The sequence below is a fragment of the Amycolatopsis sp. NPDC050768 genome, assembly GCF_040654155.1.
Lineage (GTDB): Bacteria > Actinomycetota > Actinomycetes > Mycobacteriales > Pseudonocardiaceae > Amycolatopsis.
Window position 1 is genome coordinate 266,055 of the sequence record NZ_JBFAHL010000014.1, and the last position, 19,343, is coordinate 285,397.

The 19,343-nt window shown below is 70.9% G+C and carries 21 protein-coding genes and 1 pseudogene; 12 read left to right on the plus strand and 10 right to left on the minus strand.

The genetic code is table 11. The features are described 5' to 3' along the window. Positions 1-2: 2 nt before the first annotated feature. Positions 3-1,190, minus strand: coding sequence for an MFS transporter (locus tag AB0H62_RS35205; RefSeq protein ID WP_360590881.1), 1,188 nt, complete (start codon positions 1,188-1,190; stop codon positions 3-5). 120 nt (positions 1,191-1,310) lie between these two features. On the opposite strand from AB0H62_RS35205, the gene AB0H62_RS35210 reads away from it, so the two are divergent. Then, positions 1,311-1,631 carry a transcriptional regulator gene (locus tag AB0H62_RS35210; protein ID WP_255638418.1) on the plus strand — a complete coding sequence of 107 codons (321 nt, stop codon included), beginning with the start codon at positions 1,311-1,313 and terminating at the stop codon, positions 1,629-1,631. Positions 1,632-1,651: 20 nt separating this feature from the next. Here AB0H62_RS35210 and AB0H62_RS35215 read toward each other — a convergent pair whose 3' ends face one another. Beyond that, positions 1,652-2,089, minus strand: coding sequence for a helix-turn-helix domain-containing protein (locus AB0H62_RS35215; protein WP_220243882.1), 438 nt, complete (start codon positions 2,087-2,089; stop codon positions 1,652-1,654). Positions 2,090-2,168: 79 nt separating this feature from the next. Here AB0H62_RS35215 and nthB point away from each other — a divergent pair, with 79 nt between their 5' ends. From nthB to AB0H62_RS35230, 3 genes are read left to right on the plus strand one after another with little or no spacing between them, the layout of a single operon-like run. After that, complete coding sequence (nthB, locus tag AB0H62_RS35220) at positions 2,169-2,834, plus strand: nitrile hydratase subunit beta (RefSeq protein WP_360590883.1); 666 nt, start codon at positions 2,169-2,171, stop codon at positions 2,832-2,834. After that, a complete protein-coding gene (gene nthA, locus AB0H62_RS35225) occupies positions 2,831-3,427 on the plus strand; it encodes a nitrile hydratase subunit alpha (protein ID WP_360590885.1) in 597 nt (198 codons plus the stop codon). Before nthB ends, nthA begins: the two co-directional genes overlap by 4 nt. Beyond that, on the plus strand, positions 3,424-3,765 hold the full coding sequence (locus AB0H62_RS35230) for a nitrile hydratase accessory protein (protein ID WP_220243879.1): 342 nt from the start codon (positions 3,424-3,426) through the stop codon (positions 3,763-3,765). Before nthA ends, AB0H62_RS35230 begins: the two co-directional genes overlap by 4 nt. Positions 3,766-3,772: 7 nt before the next feature. Here AB0H62_RS35230 and AB0H62_RS35235 read toward each other — a convergent pair whose 3' ends face one another. Genes AB0H62_RS35235 through AB0H62_RS35250 form a run of 4 tightly spaced genes read right to left on the minus strand, consistent with a single transcriptional unit; the run spans position 3,773 to position 7,350 of the window. Next, positions 3,773-4,972, minus strand: a complete 1,200-nt coding sequence (locus AB0H62_RS35235) for an ABC transporter permease (RefSeq protein ID WP_360590887.1) — start codon at positions 4,970-4,972, stop codon at positions 3,773-3,775. After that, the gene (locus tag AB0H62_RS35240) at positions 4,969-5,655 is read right to left on the minus strand and encodes an ABC transporter ATP-binding protein (RefSeq protein ID WP_360590889.1); all 687 of its coding nucleotides are present in this window, start codon (positions 5,653-5,655) and stop codon (positions 4,969-4,971) included. The genes AB0H62_RS35235 and AB0H62_RS35240 overlap by 4 nt, the downstream gene beginning before the upstream one ends. Further along, complete coding sequence (locus AB0H62_RS35245; protein ID WP_360590891.1) at positions 5,652-6,824, minus strand: peptidoglycan-binding protein; 1,173 nt, start codon at positions 6,822-6,824, stop codon at positions 5,652-5,654. Before AB0H62_RS35245 ends, AB0H62_RS35240 begins: the two co-directional genes overlap by 4 nt. Beyond that, complete coding sequence (locus tag AB0H62_RS35250) at positions 6,814-7,350, minus strand: hypothetical protein (protein WP_360590893.1); 537 nt, start codon at positions 7,348-7,350, stop codon at positions 6,814-6,816. Before AB0H62_RS35250 ends, AB0H62_RS35245 begins: the two co-directional genes overlap by 11 nt. A 130-nt stretch (positions 7,351-7,480) precedes the next feature. On the opposite strand from AB0H62_RS35250, the gene AB0H62_RS35255 reads away from it, so the two are divergent. The 5 genes from AB0H62_RS35255 to AB0H62_RS35275 all read left to right on the plus strand — a co-directional run bounded on the left by AB0H62_RS35255 (position 7,481) and on the right by AB0H62_RS35275 (position 12,630). Further along, the gene (locus AB0H62_RS35255) at positions 7,481-8,167 is read left to right on the plus strand and encodes a response regulator transcription factor (protein ID WP_360590895.1); all 687 of its coding nucleotides are present in this window, start codon (positions 7,481-7,483) and stop codon (positions 8,165-8,167) included. Further along, positions 8,157-9,932, plus strand: coding sequence for an ATP-binding protein (locus tag AB0H62_RS35260; protein WP_360590897.1), 1,776 nt, complete (start codon positions 8,157-8,159; stop codon positions 9,930-9,932). The genes AB0H62_RS35255 and AB0H62_RS35260 overlap by 11 nt, the downstream gene beginning before the upstream one ends. 128 nt (positions 9,933-10,060) lie before the next feature. Further along, positions 10,061-10,993, plus strand: coding sequence for a VOC family protein (locus tag AB0H62_RS35265; protein ID WP_360590899.1), 933 nt, complete (start codon positions 10,061-10,063; stop codon positions 10,991-10,993). Between the two features lie 25 nt (positions 10,994-11,018). Then, positions 11,019-11,861 (plus strand): fumarylacetoacetate hydrolase family protein, encoded by an 843-nt coding sequence (locus AB0H62_RS35270; RefSeq protein WP_360590901.1) that lies wholly within the window; start codon positions 11,019-11,021, stop codon positions 11,859-11,861. An 82-nt stretch (positions 11,862-11,943) separates the two neighbouring features. Next, positions 11,944-12,630 carry a GntR family transcriptional regulator gene (locus AB0H62_RS35275; protein ID WP_220243870.1) on the plus strand — a complete coding sequence of 229 codons (687 nt, stop codon included), beginning with the start codon at positions 11,944-11,946 and terminating at the stop codon, positions 12,628-12,630. Positions 12,631-12,679: 49 nt separating this feature from the next. Here the strand turns inward: AB0H62_RS35275 and AB0H62_RS35280 are convergent, their stop codons facing one another. The 3 genes from AB0H62_RS35280 to AB0H62_RS35290 all read right to left on the minus strand — a co-directional run bounded on the left by AB0H62_RS35280 (position 12,680) and on the right by AB0H62_RS35290 (position 15,587). Further along, a complete protein-coding gene (locus tag AB0H62_RS35280) occupies positions 12,680-13,261 on the minus strand; it encodes an NAD-dependent epimerase/dehydratase family protein (RefSeq protein ID WP_255638416.1) in 582 nt (193 codons plus the stop codon). 131 nt (positions 13,262-13,392) lie between these two features. Further along, complete coding sequence (locus AB0H62_RS35285) at positions 13,393-13,797, minus strand: nuclear transport factor 2 family protein (protein WP_220243868.1); 405 nt, start codon at positions 13,795-13,797, stop codon at positions 13,393-13,395. Next, positions 13,794-15,587 carry an FAD-dependent monooxygenase gene (locus AB0H62_RS35290; protein WP_360590904.1) on the minus strand — a complete coding sequence of 598 codons (1,794 nt, stop codon included), beginning with the start codon at positions 15,585-15,587 and terminating at the stop codon, positions 13,794-13,796. Before AB0H62_RS35290 ends, AB0H62_RS35285 begins: the two co-directional genes overlap by 4 nt. 176 nt (positions 15,588-15,763) lie before the next feature. Between AB0H62_RS35290 and AB0H62_RS35295 the strand changes: the two genes are divergently transcribed. From AB0H62_RS35295 to AB0H62_RS35305, 3 genes are read left to right on the plus strand one after another with little or no spacing between them, the layout of a single operon-like run. Further along, positions 15,764-17,725 (plus strand): acetoacetate--CoA ligase, encoded by a 1,962-nt coding sequence (locus AB0H62_RS35295; RefSeq protein WP_360590906.1) that lies wholly within the window; start codon positions 15,764-15,766, stop codon positions 17,723-17,725. Then, a complete protein-coding gene (locus AB0H62_RS35300) occupies positions 17,722-18,690 on the plus strand; it encodes an LLM class flavin-dependent oxidoreductase (protein WP_220243864.1) in 969 nt (322 codons plus the stop codon). Before AB0H62_RS35295 ends, AB0H62_RS35300 begins: the two co-directional genes overlap by 4 nt. Then, positions 18,691-19,047 carry an antibiotic biosynthesis monooxygenase family protein gene (locus AB0H62_RS35305; RefSeq protein WP_360590909.1) on the plus strand — a complete coding sequence of 119 codons (357 nt, stop codon included), beginning with the start codon at positions 18,691-18,693 and terminating at the stop codon, positions 19,045-19,047. It begins immediately after the preceding gene. A 50-nt stretch (positions 19,048-19,097) separates the two neighbouring features. Here AB0H62_RS35305 and AB0H62_RS35310 read toward each other — a convergent pair. After that, a pseudogene (locus tag AB0H62_RS35310) lies at positions 19,098-19,343 on the minus strand (MFS transporter); the annotation flags it as partial.

A 19,343-nucleotide genomic window follows, 5' to 3' on the forward strand; every position in this document is an offset into this window, starting at 1 on the left:
TCTCAGCGCTCGGCCGCCGCGGGAACCGGACCTGCCGGGGCCGGCCGGCGAGTGTGGACGAACCGGGCCGACACGATCGACGCGACCAGGCCCAGCACGAGGAAGATCAAACCGAACGGGCCGAGGCTGTAGGCGCCGAACGCGGCAATCCCCGCTGCGCCGGTGAGGCCCGAAGCGGCCGTCGCGAGGTAGGTGGCGGAGGCGTTGAGGCCGATGCTCACCGGCGCGTGTTCGGGCGAAACCTCGATCAGCCGGTGCTGCAGCGGCACCAGCGTCGCCCAGCCGCAGACACCCCAGACGAACAGTGCGACGGCCGCCGTCGCGAAGGTGCGGCTGCTGAAGGGGAGCAGCGCGAAGTCGATGCCGACGACCACGACCGCCACGGCGATGATGCGCTGACCGGAGATGCGGTCGGTGAGGTGCCCGGCCGTCACGCTGCCGACGGTGGCGCCCGCGCCCCAGAGGAACAGCAGGATGGCGAGCGCGATGCCGTTGCCGCCGGTGGCCCGGTTGAACGACTCGCCGACGAAGGTGTAGTCGGTGAACAGGCCAGTGAACACCAGCAACGTCGTGAGCAGCGTGAAGCCGATGCGCGCGTCCTTCATGGTCGCCAGTCGCTCGCGCAGCCCGGCGACGTGAGCGGCGGGGATCGCGGGCAGGAGCACGGCGACGCCCACGGCACCCAGCGCGGCGAGCGCGGCGACGAACCACAAGGTCGTCTGCCAGTTGGTCTGCGAACCGATCACGGTGCCGATCGGCGCGCCCAGCGCGGTCGCGGAGCTGAGGCCGGCCATGACGACGGCGAGCGCGCGCCCGCGTTGGTGGGGCTCGACGAGGGACGCCGCCGTCGCGCTGGCGGTCGGGGTGAACATCCCGGCGCCGAGGCCCGCGATCACGCGGCTGGCGAGCACCAGCCCGTAGAGCGGGAGGGTGGCGGTGAGGACGTTGCCGACCGCCAAGATCAACAGCCCGGCGATCAGCAGCCGCTTGCGCGGCCAGTGCGCGGTGGTGGCGGCGATGATCGGCGACGACACCGCGTAGGTGAAGGCGAACATCGTCACCAGGAGGCCGGTCGCGGCCGCGTTCGTGTGCAACGAGCGCGAGATCTCGGGCAGGATGCCCGCGATCACGAAGCCGTCCGTTCCCACGGCGAACGTCCCCAGAGCGAGAACGAGCAGGCGTCGGTACACGGGAGAATCCCTTCGAGGAAGGTTTGATGTACGTCAAACCATAAGAAGGTGAAACCGCTCGCGTCAAGGACGGTTTGATGAATCTGGTACCATTGTGACTGAGGTCGCCGAGGAGGTGCTGTGGCTCGCTACCTGGAGGAACCGGCTGTCGCCGACATCCGGTTCGACGACGTGCTCAACGCGATCGCGGACGACGCGCGCATGCGTGTGCTGGTCACCCTCGCCGACGGCGAGTTCCACCCGTGCGGGCCGGAAGGTCTGCTGGCCGCGCTGCACAAGTCGACGTTGTCGCACCACAAGAAGGTGCTGCGCGAGGCCGGGCTGACGCGGACGAAGCTCGAAGGCCGCAACTACTTCGTGTGCCTGCGCCGCGAGGATCTCGACGCGCGGTTCCCGGGATTCCTCGACGCCGTGCTCGCCGGGTTGGCCGAGGTGTACTGATCCGTCCGAAGCGGACGGTGCTACTTGAGGACGCGCGTGTCGTCGGCGTGGATCGGCGTGCCGTCGGGTGTGACGTAGGTGAGCCGCGGGATCGGCTCTTCCGTCTCGCGGTCCACGAGCAGCACGTGGTCTTCACCGGGTCCGTAGGTGTGATCCTGGCCCCACTGCCGCAGGCTCACCACCAGGTCGAACAGGTCCTCGCCGCGCTTCGTCAGCACGTACTCACGGTAGGCGCTGCCGTCCGAGGCCGGTTCGACGGACAGCACGCCGGCGTCGACGAGGCTGCGCAGCCGGTCGGTGAGGATGTTCTTGGCCACCCCGAGGTTGCGCTGGAACTGCCCGAAGCGGCGGATCCCGTCGAACGCGTCGCGGATGATCAGCAGCGACCACTTGTCGCCGACGAGGTCCACCGTCCGCGCCACGGGGCACCGCGGGCTCGTCCACGTGCGCTCGCTCACCGCATCCACCTCCGGTTGCTGTTTGAAACCACTCTGGCTAGTCTGGTTGCAGTTTACTACTGGTTGGAGAGGTGGTGTCTTGGAAGGGATCGCCGACCTGGGCGGCACCGAAGGCTGGGGCCCGGTGCATCCGACGCGGCGTGACGAGCCGGTGTTCCCCGAACGCTGGAACGCCCGGGCTTTCGCGCTGGGCGCGCTGGCCTGGCGCGCGGCCGGCGCCAACCTCGACGCTTTCCGCCACGGCCTCGAACGCCAGGACCGGGACGCGTATCTCGGCGAGGGTTACTGGGGCCGCTGGCTCAACGCCGGTGAGCTCGTGCTGCTCGACAGCGCACTGCTCGCGCCCGGAGCCGTCGACGCGCGCGCTCGCCGCCTCGCCGGTGACGCCGCCGAAGAGCCCCCGATTCCCGAGCCGCACAAACCGGGCTACGCGCCCACGGCCGAAGGTTCCTTGCGGGTCCTCGATGTTCCGCCCGCGTTGGCGGCCGGCGACCACGTGCGCACCAAAACGATGGCGCCGCCCGGGCACACGCGGCTGGCCAAGTACGTGCGCGGACACGTCGGCGTCGTCGAGGCCGTGCAGCCGGCCTCGGTGCTGCCCGACACCAACGCCCACTTCGTCGCGGAGAACCCGCAGTACGTCTACACGGTGCGCTTCGCCTCGCGCGAACTCTGGGGCGCGGACAGCGAGCCCTTCGACGTCACCGTGGACCTGTTCGAATCGTACCTGGAGAAAATCGCGTGACTGCTGAGGAAACCGCCGGACGGCCGTCGGCCGCGCTGCGCACTGAGGCGCTCGAACAACTGCTCGTCGAACGCGGCCTGATCGACCCGGCGGTGGTCGACCGGCTTATCACGACGTACGAGACGAACATCGGTCCGCTCAACGGAGCCAAAGTCGTCGCGAAGGCGTGGACTGATCCGGCGTACCGCGAACGCCTCCTGGCCGACGGCACGGCGGCCACGAAGGAACTCGGTTTCGGCGGGCCGCAGGGCGAGCACATCGTGGTGGTCGAGAACTCCGCGAAGGAGCACAACGTGGTGGTGTGCACGCTGTGCTCCTGCTACCCGTGGCCGCTGCTGGGCCTGCCGCCGAGCTGGTACAAGGACCCGGCTTACCGTGCGCGCGTGGTCCGTGAGCCGCGCACGGTGCTGTCGGAGATGGGATTGGACCTCGACGCGGACGTGCGCATCACCGTCCGCGATTCCAGCAGTGAGGTGCGCTGGCTGGTGCTGCCGGAGCGCCCGGCCGGCACGGAAAGCCTTTCCGAAGACGAACTCGTCGAGCTCGTCACGCGCGACGCGATGGTGGGCGTCGCGAAGGTGGCGGCCCCGTGAGCGCGCCACTGAGCGTTGACGGGATCGCCGCACCGCCGCGCGCCAACGGTGAGCTGCTCTTCGCGGCGCCGTGGGAGAGCCGCGCGTTCGGGTTGGCGGTGTCGCTCTACGAAGCCGGCGCGTTCGACTGGCCGCGGTTCCAGGCCGCGCTGATCGCGCGCATCGGTGCGTGGGACGCGGACCGCGTCGGCGACTGGAGCTACTACCACCACTGGCTCGCCGCGCTGGAGGACGTGCTCGTCGACACCGGCGCGGTGCCCGGCGGCGAGGTCGCCTCGCGCGCCGAGGCACTCGCCCTGCGCCCGGCCGGGCACGACCACCCGCACCCACACCCGTGACCGGTGGTCACGTCGTCGCCAGCGCCGCGGTCGGTGTGAGCCGCGAGGCGCGGACCGACGGGTAGACGCCCGCGACCACGCCGATCACGACCGCGCCCACCAACGCCCCGACGACCGCGGCCGGCGGGATCACGACCGGCCAGTGCTGGTAAGTCGCGTACGCGAGCGTTGCCAAGGCCCCGACCGCAACCCCGGCGAGCCCGCCGATCGCCGACAACGTGACGGCCTCGGTGAGGAACTGCACGCGGATCTGACCGCGGTTCGCGCCGAGCGCGCGGCGCAGTCCGATCTCACGGCGGCGTTCCAGCACAGAGATGACCATCGTGTTCGCGACACCGATGCCGCCGACGAGCAACGCGACACCGGCGAGTCCGAGGAACAAAGTGGACAGTGTCGCCTGCGTGGCCCGCTTGGCCAGCAGGCCGTCAGACGGCAGGCTCACCTGGACCAGGCCCGGCAGCTCCGGGTCCACAGTGGCCGGCAGGACCTTGCGCACGGCCTCGACCTGGGCCTCGTCGGCCTTCACGTAGATCACCGTCGGGCTGCCGTCGAAGTGCAGTTCGGACTGCGCCGCTGCCCAGCCGACGAGCACGGAGCGGTCGATGTCCGGCGACAGCGGAGTTTTGTCGAGGATCCCGACGACGGTGAACCACGACCGCCCGACGTACACCTGCTGGGGCCGGGCGGCGTCGATGCGCGTGAAGCCGAGCCGGCTCGCCGCGACCGAGCCGAGGACGACGGTGGGGAAGCGTTCGTTGGCAGCGTTGAGGAACTGGCCCGAGCCGACGTGGGCGTTGATCGCCTCCGGCAGGTTCGGTTTGGCGGCCAGCACGGTGAGGCCGGAGTAGTCGTCGTCGAGGTCGTTGCGCCCGACCGGCGTGTTCGTGTTCGCGACCGCGCTGGCGACGGTCACCGGACCGATCCGCTGCGCCATGGCGACGGATTCGGGCCGCAGCTTCACCGGAGGGTCCGACACGACGGGCGTCACCTGCAGGATGTTGGTGCCGAGCCGCGTGAGCTGTTCCAGTAGCGCCTGTTCGCTCGACGCGGGGATCGCCGTCACGAGGATCATCGTGGCGATGCCGATCGCGATCCCGAGCGCCGAGAGCACGGCGCGGCCGGGGCGCGTACGAAGCCCGACGAGACCGAGGCGGAGCAGGTCACCGGGAGCGAGCCGGACGACGGGGATCGGTTGCGCGCGCGTCATCGCCGGGCTCCGATCCGGGTGTCGGCGGTGACGCGCCCGTCGAGGATTTCGATCCGGCGTGGCAGCCGCGCGGCGATGTCGCGGTCGTGCGTGATGATCACGATGGTGGCGCCGGCGCGGTGGAGCGTGGTGAACAGCTCCAGGATCGCCTGGCCGGTCGCGGTGTCCAGCGCTCCGGTCGGTTCGTCGGCGAGCACCACGGCCGGGTTGTTGACCAGCGCCCGCGCGATGGCGACGCGCTGCCGTTCGCCACCGGAAAGCTCGGTGGGCCGGTGGTCGACGCGGTGGGCCAGGCCGACCTGGGCGAGCGCCTCGAGGGCCAACGGCCGGCGCCGGCGGCGCGGAACTCCGACATACAGCAAGCCGGTGGCCACGTTCTCGGCCGCGCTGAGGCCGTCGGACAGGTGGAACTGCTGGAAGACGAACCCCAGTTGCCGGCTGCGCAACGCCGACAGGCGGCGGTCCGACAGTGTCGTGACGTCGTGCCCGGACAGCTCCACGGTGCCTGCGGTGGGGCGGTCGAGGGTGCCCATGATGTTGAGGAGGCTCGATTTCCCCGATCCGGACGGCCCGACCACGCCGACGAAATCACCTTCGTCGACAGTCAGGGAGACGTCGTCGAGCGCCCGCACGCCACCGGGATAGGCGAGCACCGCGTGGCGGACGGCGAGCACGGGCGTCACGACGTGGTCACCACATTCAGGCCCGCCGCGACGCCGGTGCCGGTGACCTCGACCATGCCTTTCGTGAACAGGCCGGTGGTCACCGCGAGCAGTGTGCCGTCCGGCTTTTGCAGCCCGTACCCGCCGCCGCTGAGCGCCAGCAGCGCCCCGATCGGCACGGCCAGCACGCCTTTGCGCGTCTCTCCAGTGAAGTTCACCTGCACCGGCGCCGGGTCGACGTGCTGCACCGCGGCGGCGTCGGTGGGCACGACGGTCACGGTCTGCTGCGCCGGCTGGCCGTCCGCCGGGTTGCCGGCACTGCGCGCGGGTGTCGTGGTGCTGATCGAGCCGATGGTCGCGTCCGCGGTGGCGCCGTCGGGCAGGACCACGGTGACCTGGCCGGATTTCTGGATCTGTTGCGCGTCACCGGGTTGCAGCGGCACGTGCACGACCTTCGTCGTCGACGCGACCGACAGCACGCCGTTGCCGGCGTCGTCGCCGAGCTGTGCGCTGGTGGCCGTGACGCGGGCTTCACCGGCGAGCACCACGGCGTCGTCGGCGCCGAGCTCGCCGGTGCGCGGGCGACCGGTGTCCTGCTGCCAGCGGCGGATCGCGGCGGTCAAGGCCGGGGTGAGCACCGCGTCGTCCTTGCTCACGGTGTAGCGAGGCGCGGGACTGGCCGGGGCGTCGGAAGTTGGTGGTGCGGCCGAAGACGCAGGTGGTGCGGGAGTGCCGGCCGGCAGGTCGACGACGGTGCCCGCCTTGGGCTGGCTGCCGATGCGGTAGCCGAGCGCGGCGAGGTTGTCGGCGACCACCCGGACGTCGCGGCCGACCAGCCCAGGGGTGTCCAGGGCGCGGAACAACGGTGTGCTGCCGTAGAACACCGCCACCGCGCGGTCGTCCACGCGCATGAGCGTCGCGCCGCGAGACACGGTGGTGCCGACCGTCGGCAACCACGTCACGTGGCCTCCGCTGTGGCCTTTGACGGGGATTTCGTCGGCATAGCCGAGGGTTCCCTGCAGGGTGACCGTGGACGTGAGGTCGGTTCTGGTCACCTCGGCGGTCGCGGCGGCCGGGGTCGCGTTCGCCGGAGCGGGACCGTCGCCGTGCGATTGCAGGAGCACCACCACGCCGACGGCGACCACGGCGACGCACACCGCCGCGAGCACCAGCCGACGACTACCGCGCACCGAACGCCACCTTCTCGCAGTCGGCGGAGATGACCATCGCGTCCGCGATCGGCACGGATCCGTTCGGGTCGTAGGTGTAGCCGGTGGCGTCGATCTCGACCTCGATGCCGTGGGAGCGCATGCAGTTGGCGAGGTCGCGCATGCCGTCCTGGTAGGCCGCGGGGTCCTTGCGCGCCAAGCGGTCCTTGAGGTCCTCCGGCTGCTTCGGAGCGCAGGCCTCGCGGGCGCCCGCGAACTTCGGGTTCGGGTTGTCGTGGTCGCGTTTGTAGTCGGGGATGCCGTGGTCGGTCAGGCACTGGATCCACAGCCGGGTGAGCCGGTCGCGTTCCGCCGGGTCGGTGTCGGGCCGGATCAGCGGCCGCGCGTCGTCGACGGACGTCGTCGCGGACGGACTGGCCGCCGAGGCGCTGCTCGGGAGCGCGGCCACCGACGGCGCGGAGCCGGCGCTCGGTGCGCCGCCGCAGCCGGCGAGGACCAGGGCCGCGGCCGCCAGCGCGGTCCCGGCCAGGAGGGGTCGAAGGGTCATGGCGGCGAGGATGACCGACAGATGTGAAGAGGATGTGGTGGCCGTGATCGACGCCGGGACAACCACGCGGGGCCGGGATACGATGGGTGCCTGCGATTCCCAAGTGGACGCGGGGGTGAGGAGAAACCGGGTGTGCGCCTACGTCCTGGTCGCCGAGGACGATGTGAAGCAGGCCGAACTCGTGCGGCTCTACCTGCGCCACGATGGCCATTCGGTGCAGCTGGTGACCGACGGGCAGGCCGCGCTCGACGAGGTTCGCCGCCGTCGCCCCGATCTGCTCGTGCTCGACCTCATGCTGCCTTCGGTGAGCGGTCTGGACGTGTGCACGCAGGTGCGGCGCGAGTCGGCCGTGCCGATCCTGATGGTCACGGCGAAGTCCACTGTGAACGATCGGCTCCGCGGGTTCGACCTGGGCGCCGACGACTATCTCGTGAAGCCGTACGACCCGCGCGAGCTCGTCGCGCGGGCCCGGGTTCTGTTGCGCCGCGCGGATCCGGACGACCAGGGCGAGCCGCCGGTGCGCGTCGGCGACCTCGTGCTCGACCCGGCGCGGTTCGAGGTGCGCGTCGGCGACCGTCCGGTGGAGTGCACGGCCGCCGAGTTCCGCATCCTGACGGCGCTGGCTTCGGCGCCGGGCCGGGTGTTCAGCCGGGCGCAGCTCGTGGAGCGGGTGTACGGGATCGACGCGTTCATCACCGAGCGCACGATCGACGTGCACATCAAGAACCTGCGCAAGAAGATCGAGGTGGATACGCGCAACCCCGAGTACCTGCTCACGGTGTTCGGCGTCGGGTACAAGGTCCGCGATGGCCGCTGAATCCTCCTGGCAGCACAGCATTCGGCTGCGTTTCCTCGCCGGCGGGGTGCTCGTCGCCGTGTGCGCGATCGCCGCCACCGCGTGGCTCGCGGCGAGCACCACCACCGGCGCGATCCGGCAGGAACAGGGCGAGACGGCAGCGAGCACCGCGTTGAGCTACAACGCATTGCTCGGTTACGCCGCCGGCCACGCGACGTGGACCGGTGTCGCTGACACATTGCAGGGTCTGCACCGCACGACCGGCCTCGACCTCGAGCTGGCCACGACGTCCGGCGCCCGGATCGCGGCCAGCGGCGACGGCGTGCCGGTGGACGAACGCAAGCTCGCCACGGTCGTCGACCCGCTCGCCGTCGACCCGGCCTTGCAGCCGGACGCCCCCGGCGACCGGATCGACGCGCGCGTGATCGGGCCGTTCACCCTGCCCGCCGCGGAACGGGAGGTGGTGCGCAAGCGCGCCGACGACGAAGTGGTGTGCGCGGGGAAGCTGCCCGCCGCCGCGAAGATCGTCGAGACGTCCGGCGGACGCGTATTCGTCGAAGCAGATCCGAAGACCCGCCGGATCTGCGACCAGCTGGGTCTCGCGGTGATCGGCGGCCCGGCCGAAGACGACGTGCTGCAGGACCCCACCCCCACCGAAACCGCGGCGCTGGGCGAGCTCAACCGGCTGCTGATTCCGTGCATCGAAGGACAGCGGGACCAGGTGAAAGCCGTGCTTTCCGCGGCGGGCAAGCTCGTGCCCGCGGCGACGATTTCCGATTCGGCCGGCTTCGCTATCTGCCTCACCCAGGCGCGGCACCGGCAGCTCGCCCCCTACGTGGCTCCCGCGGCGTTGCTCTACGTCTCCGCTCCCGGCACTCCGGGCCCGACCGTGGTCGGCTTGCCCGCCGCGGGCGCGCTCCGGATCGTCGCCGCGGCCGTCGGCGTGCTCGCCCTTACCTTGCTGGTCGGCTTCTTCCTCGCCAACCGGGTGCTGCGGCCGTTGGGCACGCTCGCCGACGCGGCGCGGCGCATGCGGAGCGGCGATCGCACGGCCCGCGCCGACGTCGCCGCGAAATGGGAGATCGCCGACGTGGCCCAGGCGTTCAACGACATGGCCGAACACGTCGAACGCACCGAGCGGCAGCGCACCGAGCTGGTCAGCGACGTCTCGCACGAGCTGCGCACCCCGCTCGGCACCCTGCGCGGCTGGCTGATCGCGACGCAGGACGGCCTCGCGAAGCCCGATCCGGCGCTGATCGAGTCGCTGCTGGAGGAGACGGAGGTGCTGCGCCACCTCGTCGACGACCTGCAGGACCTCGCCCACGCCGACGCGGGTGAGCTGCGGATGTCCCTCGAAGACGTCGACGCCGGGGAGGTGCTGCGCCAGATCGCGGCCGCGCGCCCCGACGTGCTGGTCGCCGAGGTGTCCGGCGCGCTGCCGGTGCGGGCCGATCGCGTGCGGCTTCGGCAGCTGATCGGCAACCTCGTCACCAACGCCCTGCGCCACTCGCCGCCGGGGGAGCACGTGGTGCTGCGCGGCGCCCGCGCCGGCGCCCGCGTCGAGCTCTCCGTGGTCGACCGCGGCGCCGGCATCGCCGCCGAGGACCTGCCCCACGTGTTCGACCGCTTCTGGCGCGCGGACAAGTCACGCTCGCGCAGCACCGGCGGCAGCGGCCTCGGGCTCGCGATCGTCAAGCACCTCACCGAAGCCCACGGCGGCATCGTCACCGTCGCCAGCACGCCGGGCGCGGGCACGACCGTCACGGTTTCGCTGCCCGCCGGCTGACGAGGACCTGCCTCGCGAACGAGGGTGCCGTCGGTCACTGGGTTCAGCGACAGACTAGCAAAGTATCGATATTTTGCTAGTCTAGCGATGGAGCCGTCGAGTCGTCCCGGACAGAGGAAGGCAAGCCGATGCCGCTGCATCGTTTGACGTCGATCACGCTGGGTGTGCCCAATGTGGACGCGACCGCTGGGTACTACGAGGACTTCGGCTTGACGCCGGTGGGCGAGAAGGCGGAGAACCGGTTCGCCACCGCCGAAGGGGGCGAGCAGCTGAAGATCACGCACTCGCCGCTGCGCCGGCTGGTGGAGCTGGGCGTGGGGGTCGACGACCCGGACGACCTCGACCGGATCGAGGCGAGCCTCGCGAAGCTCGACGTGGCCGGGAAGCGCGACGAAACGTCGCTGCGGGTGCTCGACCCGAACTCGAACACGCTGGTGGTGCTGGAGATCGCGCCGCATCTCGTGCAGGCGCCGGTGGAGCAGGTGCTCTACAACGGGCCCGGCCGGCCCTCGCGGCCCAACGGCCGCACGCCCGGCGTGGAGCGCACGAACAAAGTACGGCCGAAGAAGCTGGGCCACGTCGTGATCGGGTCGAAGGACCAGGACGCGTCGCAGAGGTTCTTCACCGAGGGCATCGGGTTCAAGGCCAGCGACCACGTTCCGAGCCTCGCGAGCTTCCTGCGCTGCTCGACCGACCACCACAACCTGCTGATCCAGAAGGCGCCCGTCGACTTCCTGCACCACACCGCGTGGGAGGTGGACGACGTCGACGAGGTCGGCCGCGGCGCCACAGAGATGCTCGAAGGCAACCCCGAGCGTCACGTCTGGGGCCTGGGCCGCCACCACATCGGGTCCAACTTCTTCTGGTACCTCAAGGATCCCGCCGGCAACTTCTCCGAGTACTACAGCGATCTCGACTGCATCGTCGACGACGCACTGTGGAAGCCCTCGGTCGTCGACGGCACCCGCGGCATCTACAACTGGGGCCCGCCGCTGCCGCCCTCGTTCATCAAGCCCGAAGACCTCGCCGCGCTCATGACCGGCACGCACAGCCCTCGCTGACCTTCTTCGCAGACAAGGAAAAACCATGCGCTACGGAAACATCAACGGCCGGGCCGCCCTGATCTCCGGCGACCTCGCCCTCGACGTCGAGAAGGCCAGCGACGGCTTGTTCGGCCCGGACCCCGACGGCGTCTTCGAGAACTGGGCCGAGTTCGCCGCGTGGGCGCGCGGGCAGTCCTTCGAGGACGCGGTGCCGTTCACCGACGTCGAGGTCGGCCCGCCGGTGCTGCGCCCCGCTCAGATCTTCGGCATCGGCCTGAACTACGACGCGCACGCGGCCGAAGCGGGCCTGGAGGCGTCGGTCACCCGGCCCGCGGTGTTCACGAAGTTCGTCACCAGCATCACCGGTCCGTACGACGCGGTGCGGCTGCCCAGCGCGTCGGTCGACTGGGAGGTGGAGCTCGTGGTCGTGATCGGCAAGCGAGCCGAGGACGTGACCAAGGAACAGGGCTGGGACCACGTCGCGGGCCTGACGATCGGGCAGGATCTGTCCGAACGCGACGTTCAGCTCGCCGGCCCGGTGCCGCAGTTCTCGCTCGGCAAGTCCTACCCCGGCTTCAGCCCGATCGGCCCCGCGATCGTGACGCCCGACGAGCTCGCCGACCGCGACGACCTCGCGCTGAGCTGCTCCGTCGGCGACGAGGTGTTGCAGGACGGGCGCACGCGCGACCTCATCTTCTCCGTGCCGGCGCTGGTTTCGTACCTGTCGTCGATCCTGCCGTTGCTGCCGGGTGACGTGATCTTCACCGGCACGCCGGCGGGCGTGGGGATGGGCCGGGACCCCCAGCGCTACTTGGTTCCCGGCACCACGCTGGTCAGCGAGATCGAGGGCATCGGACGGCTGCGCAACGACCTGGTCGCCGACTGAGGCCGGCCGCGGTCCCGGCTCACCCGGCCGGGACCGCCGTTATGGTCGTGAAATATCGATTTTATAGTAGAATGTTCGGGTGGTGACGAAACCTACTGCCAGCCGGACCGAGGAAGTCTTCGAGACGCTCCGGGCCGACCTCCTCGGCGGGCGCTACGAGCCGGGGCAGCGCATGAAGTCCCAGGAGCTGAGCACGCGCTTCGGGGTGAGCATGTCCGTGGTGCGCGAAGCGCTGACGCGGCTGGCGGAGCAGGGACTTCTGGTTTCCACGCCGCAACGCGGGTTCACCGTGCGCCCGCTGTCCGTCGACGATCTGGCCGACCTCACGAAGGTTCGCGTGCAGATCGAGTCCTTGGCTCTGCGGCAGTCGTTCGAGCTGGGCGACATCAGCTGGGAGACGTCGGTGCTCGGCACGCACCACGCGCTGGAACGCACGCCGGTGATCCTCGAAGACGGTTCGTACAACGAAGGCTGGACGCTGGCCCACCGCGACTTCCACCGCGCGCTGCTGGCCGGCTGCGGCAGCCCGCGGCTCGAGGCGATCGCCACGTCGTTGCGTGACAGCGCCGAGCTCTACCGGCGCTGGTACTGGGCGCTGACCGACGACCACCAGCGCGACATCGCCGGCGAACACCGCCGCCTCAAGGACTTCGCGCTGGACCGCGACACCGACCAGGCCGTGGCACTCCTCGGGGCGCACATCGAACGCGCGCCGCAGGCGTTGATCGCCTACGCGCAGGAAAACGGCTTGGACTCGTCGTTCGCGTGACTTTCCATGGATGACGCCGGCCGGGCTGACCCGGCCGGCGCTTCCCGGATCAATCGACGATCGTCACGACACCCGTCGGCGCGTCGAGCGCTTCGACCGTGAGCTCGGCCGCACGGTCGATGTGCACGCGGGGCTCGGCGGGCAAGGCACCTTCGTTGTAGGTGCCGGGGCCGTAGAACTGGCCGTAGCTCAGCACCACGCCGCCTTCGGCCAGCACCGACTGCTCGAGGTCCTTCACCGCGACGGCGTCGGGGCCGTCGGGCAGCTGCCACGCCACGCTCTGCGCGAGGATCTTCGGCGCGCCGGCCGCCCGCGCGGCCTCGATCAGGTTGTGGTTGCCCTCGGTGCGGATGCGGGCGTTGCGCTCGGCGTGCTCGCCGATCTTGGTGACGTCGTCGGGCAGGTCGGTGAGCTCGTTGAGCACGACGTCCGGCTTGAAGTCGCGGACGGTCTGCACGAGCGCGTCGCGGTCGAAGACGTCGCACAGGATCGCGACGGCGCCGAGGCCGATCAACGGTTCCATCTTGGCGGCCGACCGCGTCATGGCGCCGACCTCGTGCCCGGCCTCGACCAGCCGCGGGATCAGCCGCTGCCCGAGCACTCCGGAGGCGCCGGCGAGGAATACCTTCATCACTTCTCCTGGTTCTGCGAACTGTCTGACAGCAACCACGCTACGTGTCATGTGGCACGTGTTCGTGGTCCATTACTGCCCCAGAACCGTGGGCCAATCGGGCAATACTCGCCTTCGGCCGTCATCCTCGGTCAAGGCCGCATGGCGGCCGAGACGTGCCAGGAGTCCTCGAACATCACGAACCGGCGGATGCGCCCGTCCTCGCCGACCACGACGTGCACGGCGAAGAGCGTGTCCATCAGCTTGCCGGTGGCGCGCACGAGCACCGACGCCCGGCCGAGCGCCACGGCGTCCTCGCCCTCGACCACGATGCGGTCGATGTCGAACGACTTGCGGTCGACGTGGTTCCCCATGTGCGCGAAGAACTCCTGCACCGCTTCGGGCGTGTTTCGCTTGCCCAGCCAAGGAACGGTCTCGGTGTCGCCCGGGATGTCCCAGTGGAAGTCGTCGGCGAGCAGGGCGACGACGCCGGCGATGTCCCCGGCGCCCACGCGCTCGTAGAACTTCTCGACGGTCGTCCGGGTCGGTGGGGTCACGATCGGTCTCCTGTCTGATGGGGATGCAGTGGACTCACGGCCAAGATCCGGTCGAAATCGGCGCACAGGTTCGCGGCCGCGGGCGCGGACCACTCGGGTGCACGCCAGGCGACGTGCCGGTCGGGTCGCACGAGGACGGCACCGCTCGTGCCGACCTCGCGCCGGTCCGCCCATTCGCCGAGCGGGTCCGCGAGGTCGCCGGGCCGGTGCCCGCCGATCACGTGCACGTCGACGCGCACGCCGGTGCGGGTGGTGAGGTCGTCGGCCACGGTGTGCCACGCCTCGCCGCCGACGCCCGTCAGCAGCGCGAACCCCAGCCCTTCGACGAGGTCCAAGGTGGACAGTGCATGGCCGTCTTGTTCCAGGCGGGCGTGGGGAACGCGGGCGCCGGGTGCGGTGGTCGGCACGTACTGGAGCACGGGGTCCGGCGGTTCCGGAACGGGCGGCAGGTGGTCGGCGACCAGCGCGCCCGTGGTGTACCGATAGCCGAGCTCGATGCCGTGGGCGTTGAACTGGCGGTCGGTCAGGGCCACGGCCTCCTTGAGGGCCAGGCGGCGGGCGTCGCCCTCGGGGCCCGGCGCGTCGAGCAGCTCCAGCGCGGCCCAGCCGTCCTCAGTGGACTGGCCGGGCGTGAAGCCGAGCGCCTCGTCGACGGCGGCGAGCTCCCCGAGACTGGTGATGGCGCGCCGGACGCCCGCGTCGCCGACGGGCTGCCGTTCCTGCGAGTAGGTGTCGAGCAACTCCGGTCCCGCGTGGCCCGCCAGCACGAGGGCGAGCTTCCACGCCAGGTTGAACGCGTCGGCCACGGACATGTTCAGGCCGAGCCCGTTGGTCGGCGGGTGGCGGTGCACCGCGTCGCCGAGGCACAGCAGCCGGCCGGCGGAGTACGCGGTGGCGACCTGCGCGTTGACCTGCCAGCCGGCCACGCCCTTCACCTCGACGTCCAGCGCCGGGTCGCCGACGGCTGCCCGCACCCGCGCCACGAGCTCGTCCTCGCTCCACTCCTCGAGCGAGCGCTGCGCGGGGTCGTGCATGAAGCACAACACGAACTCCTCGAACGGTTTGTGGCAGATCAGCCCGCCCAGCCGCAACGGGGGCAGCGGGCCGGGCATCACGTTCCAGATCAGCACCCCCGGCCGGTGCGCCAGATAGCGGGTGAGGTCGGCCTTGAACCACACGTTCACCGCGTGCGCCAGCCCCGCCGGGCCCTCCACGCGGAGGCCGGCGGTGGCGAGGACCTTGCTGCGCGCGCCGTCGGCGCCGAGCAGGTAGCGCGAGCGCACCACGTGCTGCTCGCCGGTGGTGCGGTCCACGAGCGTGCTGGTGACACCGTCTTCGTCGACGGTGGCCGACTCGAACTCCAGCTCGAACCGGATGTCGCTGCCCGCCTCGCGAGCGGCGTCGAGCAGCAGGGGTTCGAACACCGTCTGCGGGCAGTTGGCCATCGGCGCCGGGCTCGCCACGGCGTACTCGCCGGCGCGCGCGAGGCCGGTGCCCCAGGCTTCCGAGCGCGCGACCTCGCGCCCGGCGAGGCTCGTGACCCACAGGTTGTCGCGCATCAGCTCGTGTGAGGTCGCGACCGCGTGGAGGCGGTCCTCGACGCCGAGGTGGCGCAGGATCTCGACGGTCCGCTGGTTCACGATGTGCGCCCGCGGCGTGTGCGCGGTGCCGGCGTGCCGCTCGGCGACGAGGTGGCCGACGCCGTAGCGGCTCAGCGCGAGCGCCGTCGTCAGCCCGGCCGGACCGGCGCCGACCACGAGCACGGGGACCTCTCGCGGCATCGTCGGCATGGGTTTCTCCTTCGTCCCCGAGGGTTCCGGGCGGCGGTGCCCGGGCCCTCTCACTGAAGCAAGAAAAAGTCGTGAGGTCAACGTTCGAGCGATAGAACTCGATAATTTCGATAAAGTATTGCCTTGACGATCGCGAGTGGCCGATACTCGGCTGACCGAGGCGTGAGGGAGAATTCGTGAGCGAGCGTGTGCCGATCTGGACGCCGACGGACGAGGACACGACCCTCGCCGACTTCGCGCGTTGGTGCGTCACCAACCGCGGCGCGCCGGCCGCCATCACGGGCGACTACCAAGCGCTGTGGCGCTGGTCCGTCGACGAGCTGGCCGAGTTCTGGGGCGCTGTCGGCGAGTACTTCGGCGTGGTCGGCGACGGTCCGGTGCTGGTCGGCGACGAGATGCCCGGCGTGCGCTGGTTCCCCGGCACGACGGTCAACTACGTGTGGCACGTCTTCCGCGACCGGCCGGGCGACGGCGTGGCCCTGATCGACGTCACGGAGAGCGGCCTGCGCCGCGAGCTCACGTGGGCCGATCTCGCCCGTGACGTGGCCGCGTTCGCGGGGACGCTGCGGGGCTTCGGCGTGCAGGCCGGCGACCGCGTGGCCGGGTACCTGCCGAACACGGCGGAGAGCGTGATCGCCTTCCTCGGCACTGCGAGCATCGGCGCGGTGTGGGCCGCGTGCGGTCAGGACTACTCGCCTCACGCGGCGGCGGAACGCTTCGGTCAGCTCGAACCGGTGGTGCTCGTCGCCGCCGACGGTTATCGCTTCGGTGGCCGTGAGCGCAGCCGGTCCGCCGAGGTCGCCCAGCTGCGCGAGCTGTTGCCGAGCGTGAAGCACACGGTGGTGGTGAACCGGCTTGCGCAGAAGTCCACTATGGACGGTGTCGTCGACTGGGCCGGTGCGGTCGCGGGCGATCATCACGTCCATCCCGCGCCCGTCGACTTCGACCACCCGTTGTGGGTGCTGTTCTCGTCGGGCACCACCGGCCGACCGAAGGGCATCGTGCACGGCCACGGCGGCGTCCTGCTGGAGCACCTGAAAGTGCTGCGCCTGCACAGCGACCTCGGTCCCGGCGACGTGTTCTTCTGGTACACCAGCCCGTCCTGGATGGTCTGGAACTACCTCGTCTCCGTGCTGCTGGTCGGCGCGACGGTCGTCTGCTACGACGGCAGCCCGACCCACCCCGGACCCGATCTGCAGTGGGCACTGGCCGCCGAGCACGGCGTGACGTTCCTGGGCACCAGCCCCGGTCTGCTCGCCGCCGGCGCGCGGGCGGGCCTCGAGCCGGCGCGGGACCACGACCTGAGTGCGCTGCGGGCCATCGGCTCGTCGGGTTCGCTGCTGCCCGCCGACGCGTACCACTGGGTCGCCGAGCACGTCGGCCCGCACGTGCAGGTCGTCTCGACGAGCGGCGGCACGGACGTCGTCAGCGCGTTCGCCGGCGGCGCGCCGAACCTTCCGGTGTGGCCGGGTGAGCTTTCCGGGCCGTGCCTCGGCGTGGCGCTGGAGGCGTGGGACGCCGAGGGCCACGCGGTGGTCGGAGAGCAGGGCGAGCTGGTCGTCACGAAGCCGATGCCGTCGATGCCGCTGCGGTTCTGGGACGACGCCGACGGAAGCCGCTACCGCGAGGCGTACTTCTCGACCTACCCCGGTGTGTGGCGCCACGGCGACTGGATCACCATCACCGAGCGCGGCTCCGTCGTGGTGCACGGGCGTTCCGACGCGACCCTCAACCGCAACGGCATCCGCATGGGCAGTGCCGACATCCACCAGGTCGTGGAAGGACTGTCCGAAGTGGACGAGGCACTGGTGATCGGCGCCGAACGTCCCGATGGCGGCTACTGGATGCCGCTGTTCGTGAAAACCGCCGACGGCGTGCTCTACGACGCGCTGCGCGAGAAGATCCGTTCGGAGATCAAGCGGTTGCTGTCCCCGCGGCACGTTCCCGACGACATCGTCGCCGTCCCCGCGCTCCCGCACACCCGTACCGGCAAGAAGCTCGAGGTGCCGGTGAAACGCGTCCTGCAGGGCGCGCCGGCCGCCGAGGTGGCCGACCCGGGCTCGGTGGACGACGCCGGCCTGCTCGCGGTCTTCGAGCACTACCGGCGCACCCGGACCGAGAAGGAACAGAACGCATGACGATCAGCTGCCAGATCCCGGCGTTCGCGCCGTTCGGCGAGGCGGTCCGGCTGGCCCGCCTCGCCGACGACCTGGGCTTCGGCTCGATCAACTGCTCGCACATCGCGGCGCGCGACTCGTTCACGCTGCTGGCCGCGCTCGCGATGAAGACCACCTCGGTGACGCTGGGCACGGCCGTCGCGCCGATCTACCACCGCTCGCCCGCGTCGATGGCCCAGACCGCCGCGACCGTCGACGACCTGTCCGGCGGCCGGTTCCGTCTGGGGCTCGGCGTCGGCCACCGCTCGACGATGGGTGGCTGGCACGGCCAGGAGATCGGCCGCCCGGTCGCGGAAATGCGGGAGTACGCGGGCGTCGTCCGCGCCGTTCTCGCGGGCGAGCAGCCGCCGCCGGGCGAGCGCTGGAACTCGACGTTCGCGTTCACGGGGTTCACGCCGAGGCCTGGCATCGAGCTCGTGCTCGCGGGCCTGTCGCCCGCCATGCTGCGGCTGGCCGGCGAGATCGCCGACGGCGTGGTGCTGTGGGCGTGCCCGGCGAGCTACGTCCGTGACGTGGTCGTGCCCGAGGTGCGGGCGGGCCGCGCCCGGGCCGGCAAGGACCTCACGGGCTTCACGATCGCCACTGCCGTCCCCACGGCCCTCGGCGACGGTGCCCTCGACGGCGTCCGCAGCGAGCTCCACCGCTACTTCGGCCTGCCCTTCTACCGCACGATGTTCGCCGCCGCCGGCTACGCGGCCGACCTCGCCGCGTACGACAAGGCCACCGACGTCGAAGCTCAGAAACTCGCCATCGGCGAAGGCTTCATCCACGAACTCTGCGCCCTCGGCGACGCCGAAACCGTGCGGGAGTCCCTGCGCCACCACCTCGACGCCGGCGCCACCGAGGTCATCCTCACCGCCGCCTGGCGCACCGACTTCGCCCCGGCGCTGGAAGCCGCGGCGTCGACCCTGAACCCGGAGGACTGAATGACCACCGCGCCGAGCCGCGACACGCCCACCAAGATCGTGTTCAACGCCTACTACCGGGTGCACCCGGACGACCGCCAGAAGTTCGTCGACGCGGTCGTGCCGCACCTGAGCTTCGCCGCCGAATCGCCCGGCTGCCTGTTCTACGTCTTCGCGGCGGACCTGCTGGACCCGGCAACGATCCACCTGTCGGAAGGCTGGGTGGACCAGGAGGCCGTGGACCGCTTCCACGCGTCCGAGCCGTTCCGCGCGGCGCTTGACGCCGTGCGCAGAAGCGTGCGGATCCTGGACCACCAGGGCCAGCGTTACGAGGTCGCCGCGCACGGCAGCTCGGCGCCGCCCGGAGGGATCGCGTGAAACCGGGCCCGGGGAAGTGTTCCCCGGGCCCGTCCGTCCACAGCGGACACTCAGGCGGCCGCCGGAGTGAGGCGCGCCGAGCGCGCCACCGAGAGGCGGTCCGCGCCCCACACCAGCAGGGCCACCAGGCTGAACCCGGCGCCGAGGACGCAGACCGCGGTCCAGCCCCACGCGCTGTAGGCGGTGGTGGCCGCGACGGCGCCGCCGCCGAAGCCTACGGAGTAGTACGCCATGTTGCTGCCGATGAGGCGGCTGCTCGCGTTCGGGTCGAGGCCCACGATGAGGTGCTGGTTGGT

Excerpts from the sequence above, each read along its gene's own strand:
- AB0H62_RS35235 (WP_360590887.1), bottom strand. The coding sequence starts at position 4,972 with ATGACGCGCGCGCAACCGATCCCCGTCGTCCGGCTCGCTCCCGGTGAC.
- AB0H62_RS35250 (WP_360590893.1), bottom strand. The coding sequence starts at position 7,350 with ATGACCCTTCGACCCCTCCTGGCCGGGACCGCGCTGGCGGCCGCGGCC.
- AB0H62_RS35260 (WP_360590897.1), top strand. The coding sequence starts at position 8,157 with ATGGCCGCTGAATCCTCCTGGCAGCACAGCATTCGGCTGCGTTTCCTC.
- AB0H62_RS35265 (WP_360590899.1), top strand. The coding sequence starts at position 10,061 with ATGCCGCTGCATCGTTTGACGTCGATCACGCTGGGTGTGCCCAATGTG.
- AB0H62_RS35270 (WP_360590901.1), top strand. The coding sequence starts at position 11,019 with ATGCGCTACGGAAACATCAACGGCCGGGCCGCCCTGATCTCCGGCGAC.
- AB0H62_RS35280 (WP_255638416.1), bottom strand. The coding sequence starts at position 13,261 with ATGAAGGTATTCCTCGCCGGCGCCTCCGGAGTGCTCGGGCAGCGGCTG.
- AB0H62_RS35290 (WP_360590904.1), bottom strand. The coding sequence starts at position 15,587 with ATGCCGACGATGCCGCGAGAGGTCCCCGTGCTCGTGGTCGGCGCCGGT.
- AB0H62_RS35300 (WP_220243864.1), top strand. The coding sequence starts at position 17,722 with ATGACGATCAGCTGCCAGATCCCGGCGTTCGCGCCGTTCGGCGAGGCG.
- AB0H62_RS35305 (WP_360590909.1), top strand. The coding sequence starts at position 18,691 with ATGACCACCGCGCCGAGCCGCGACACGCCCACCAAGATCGTGTTCAAC.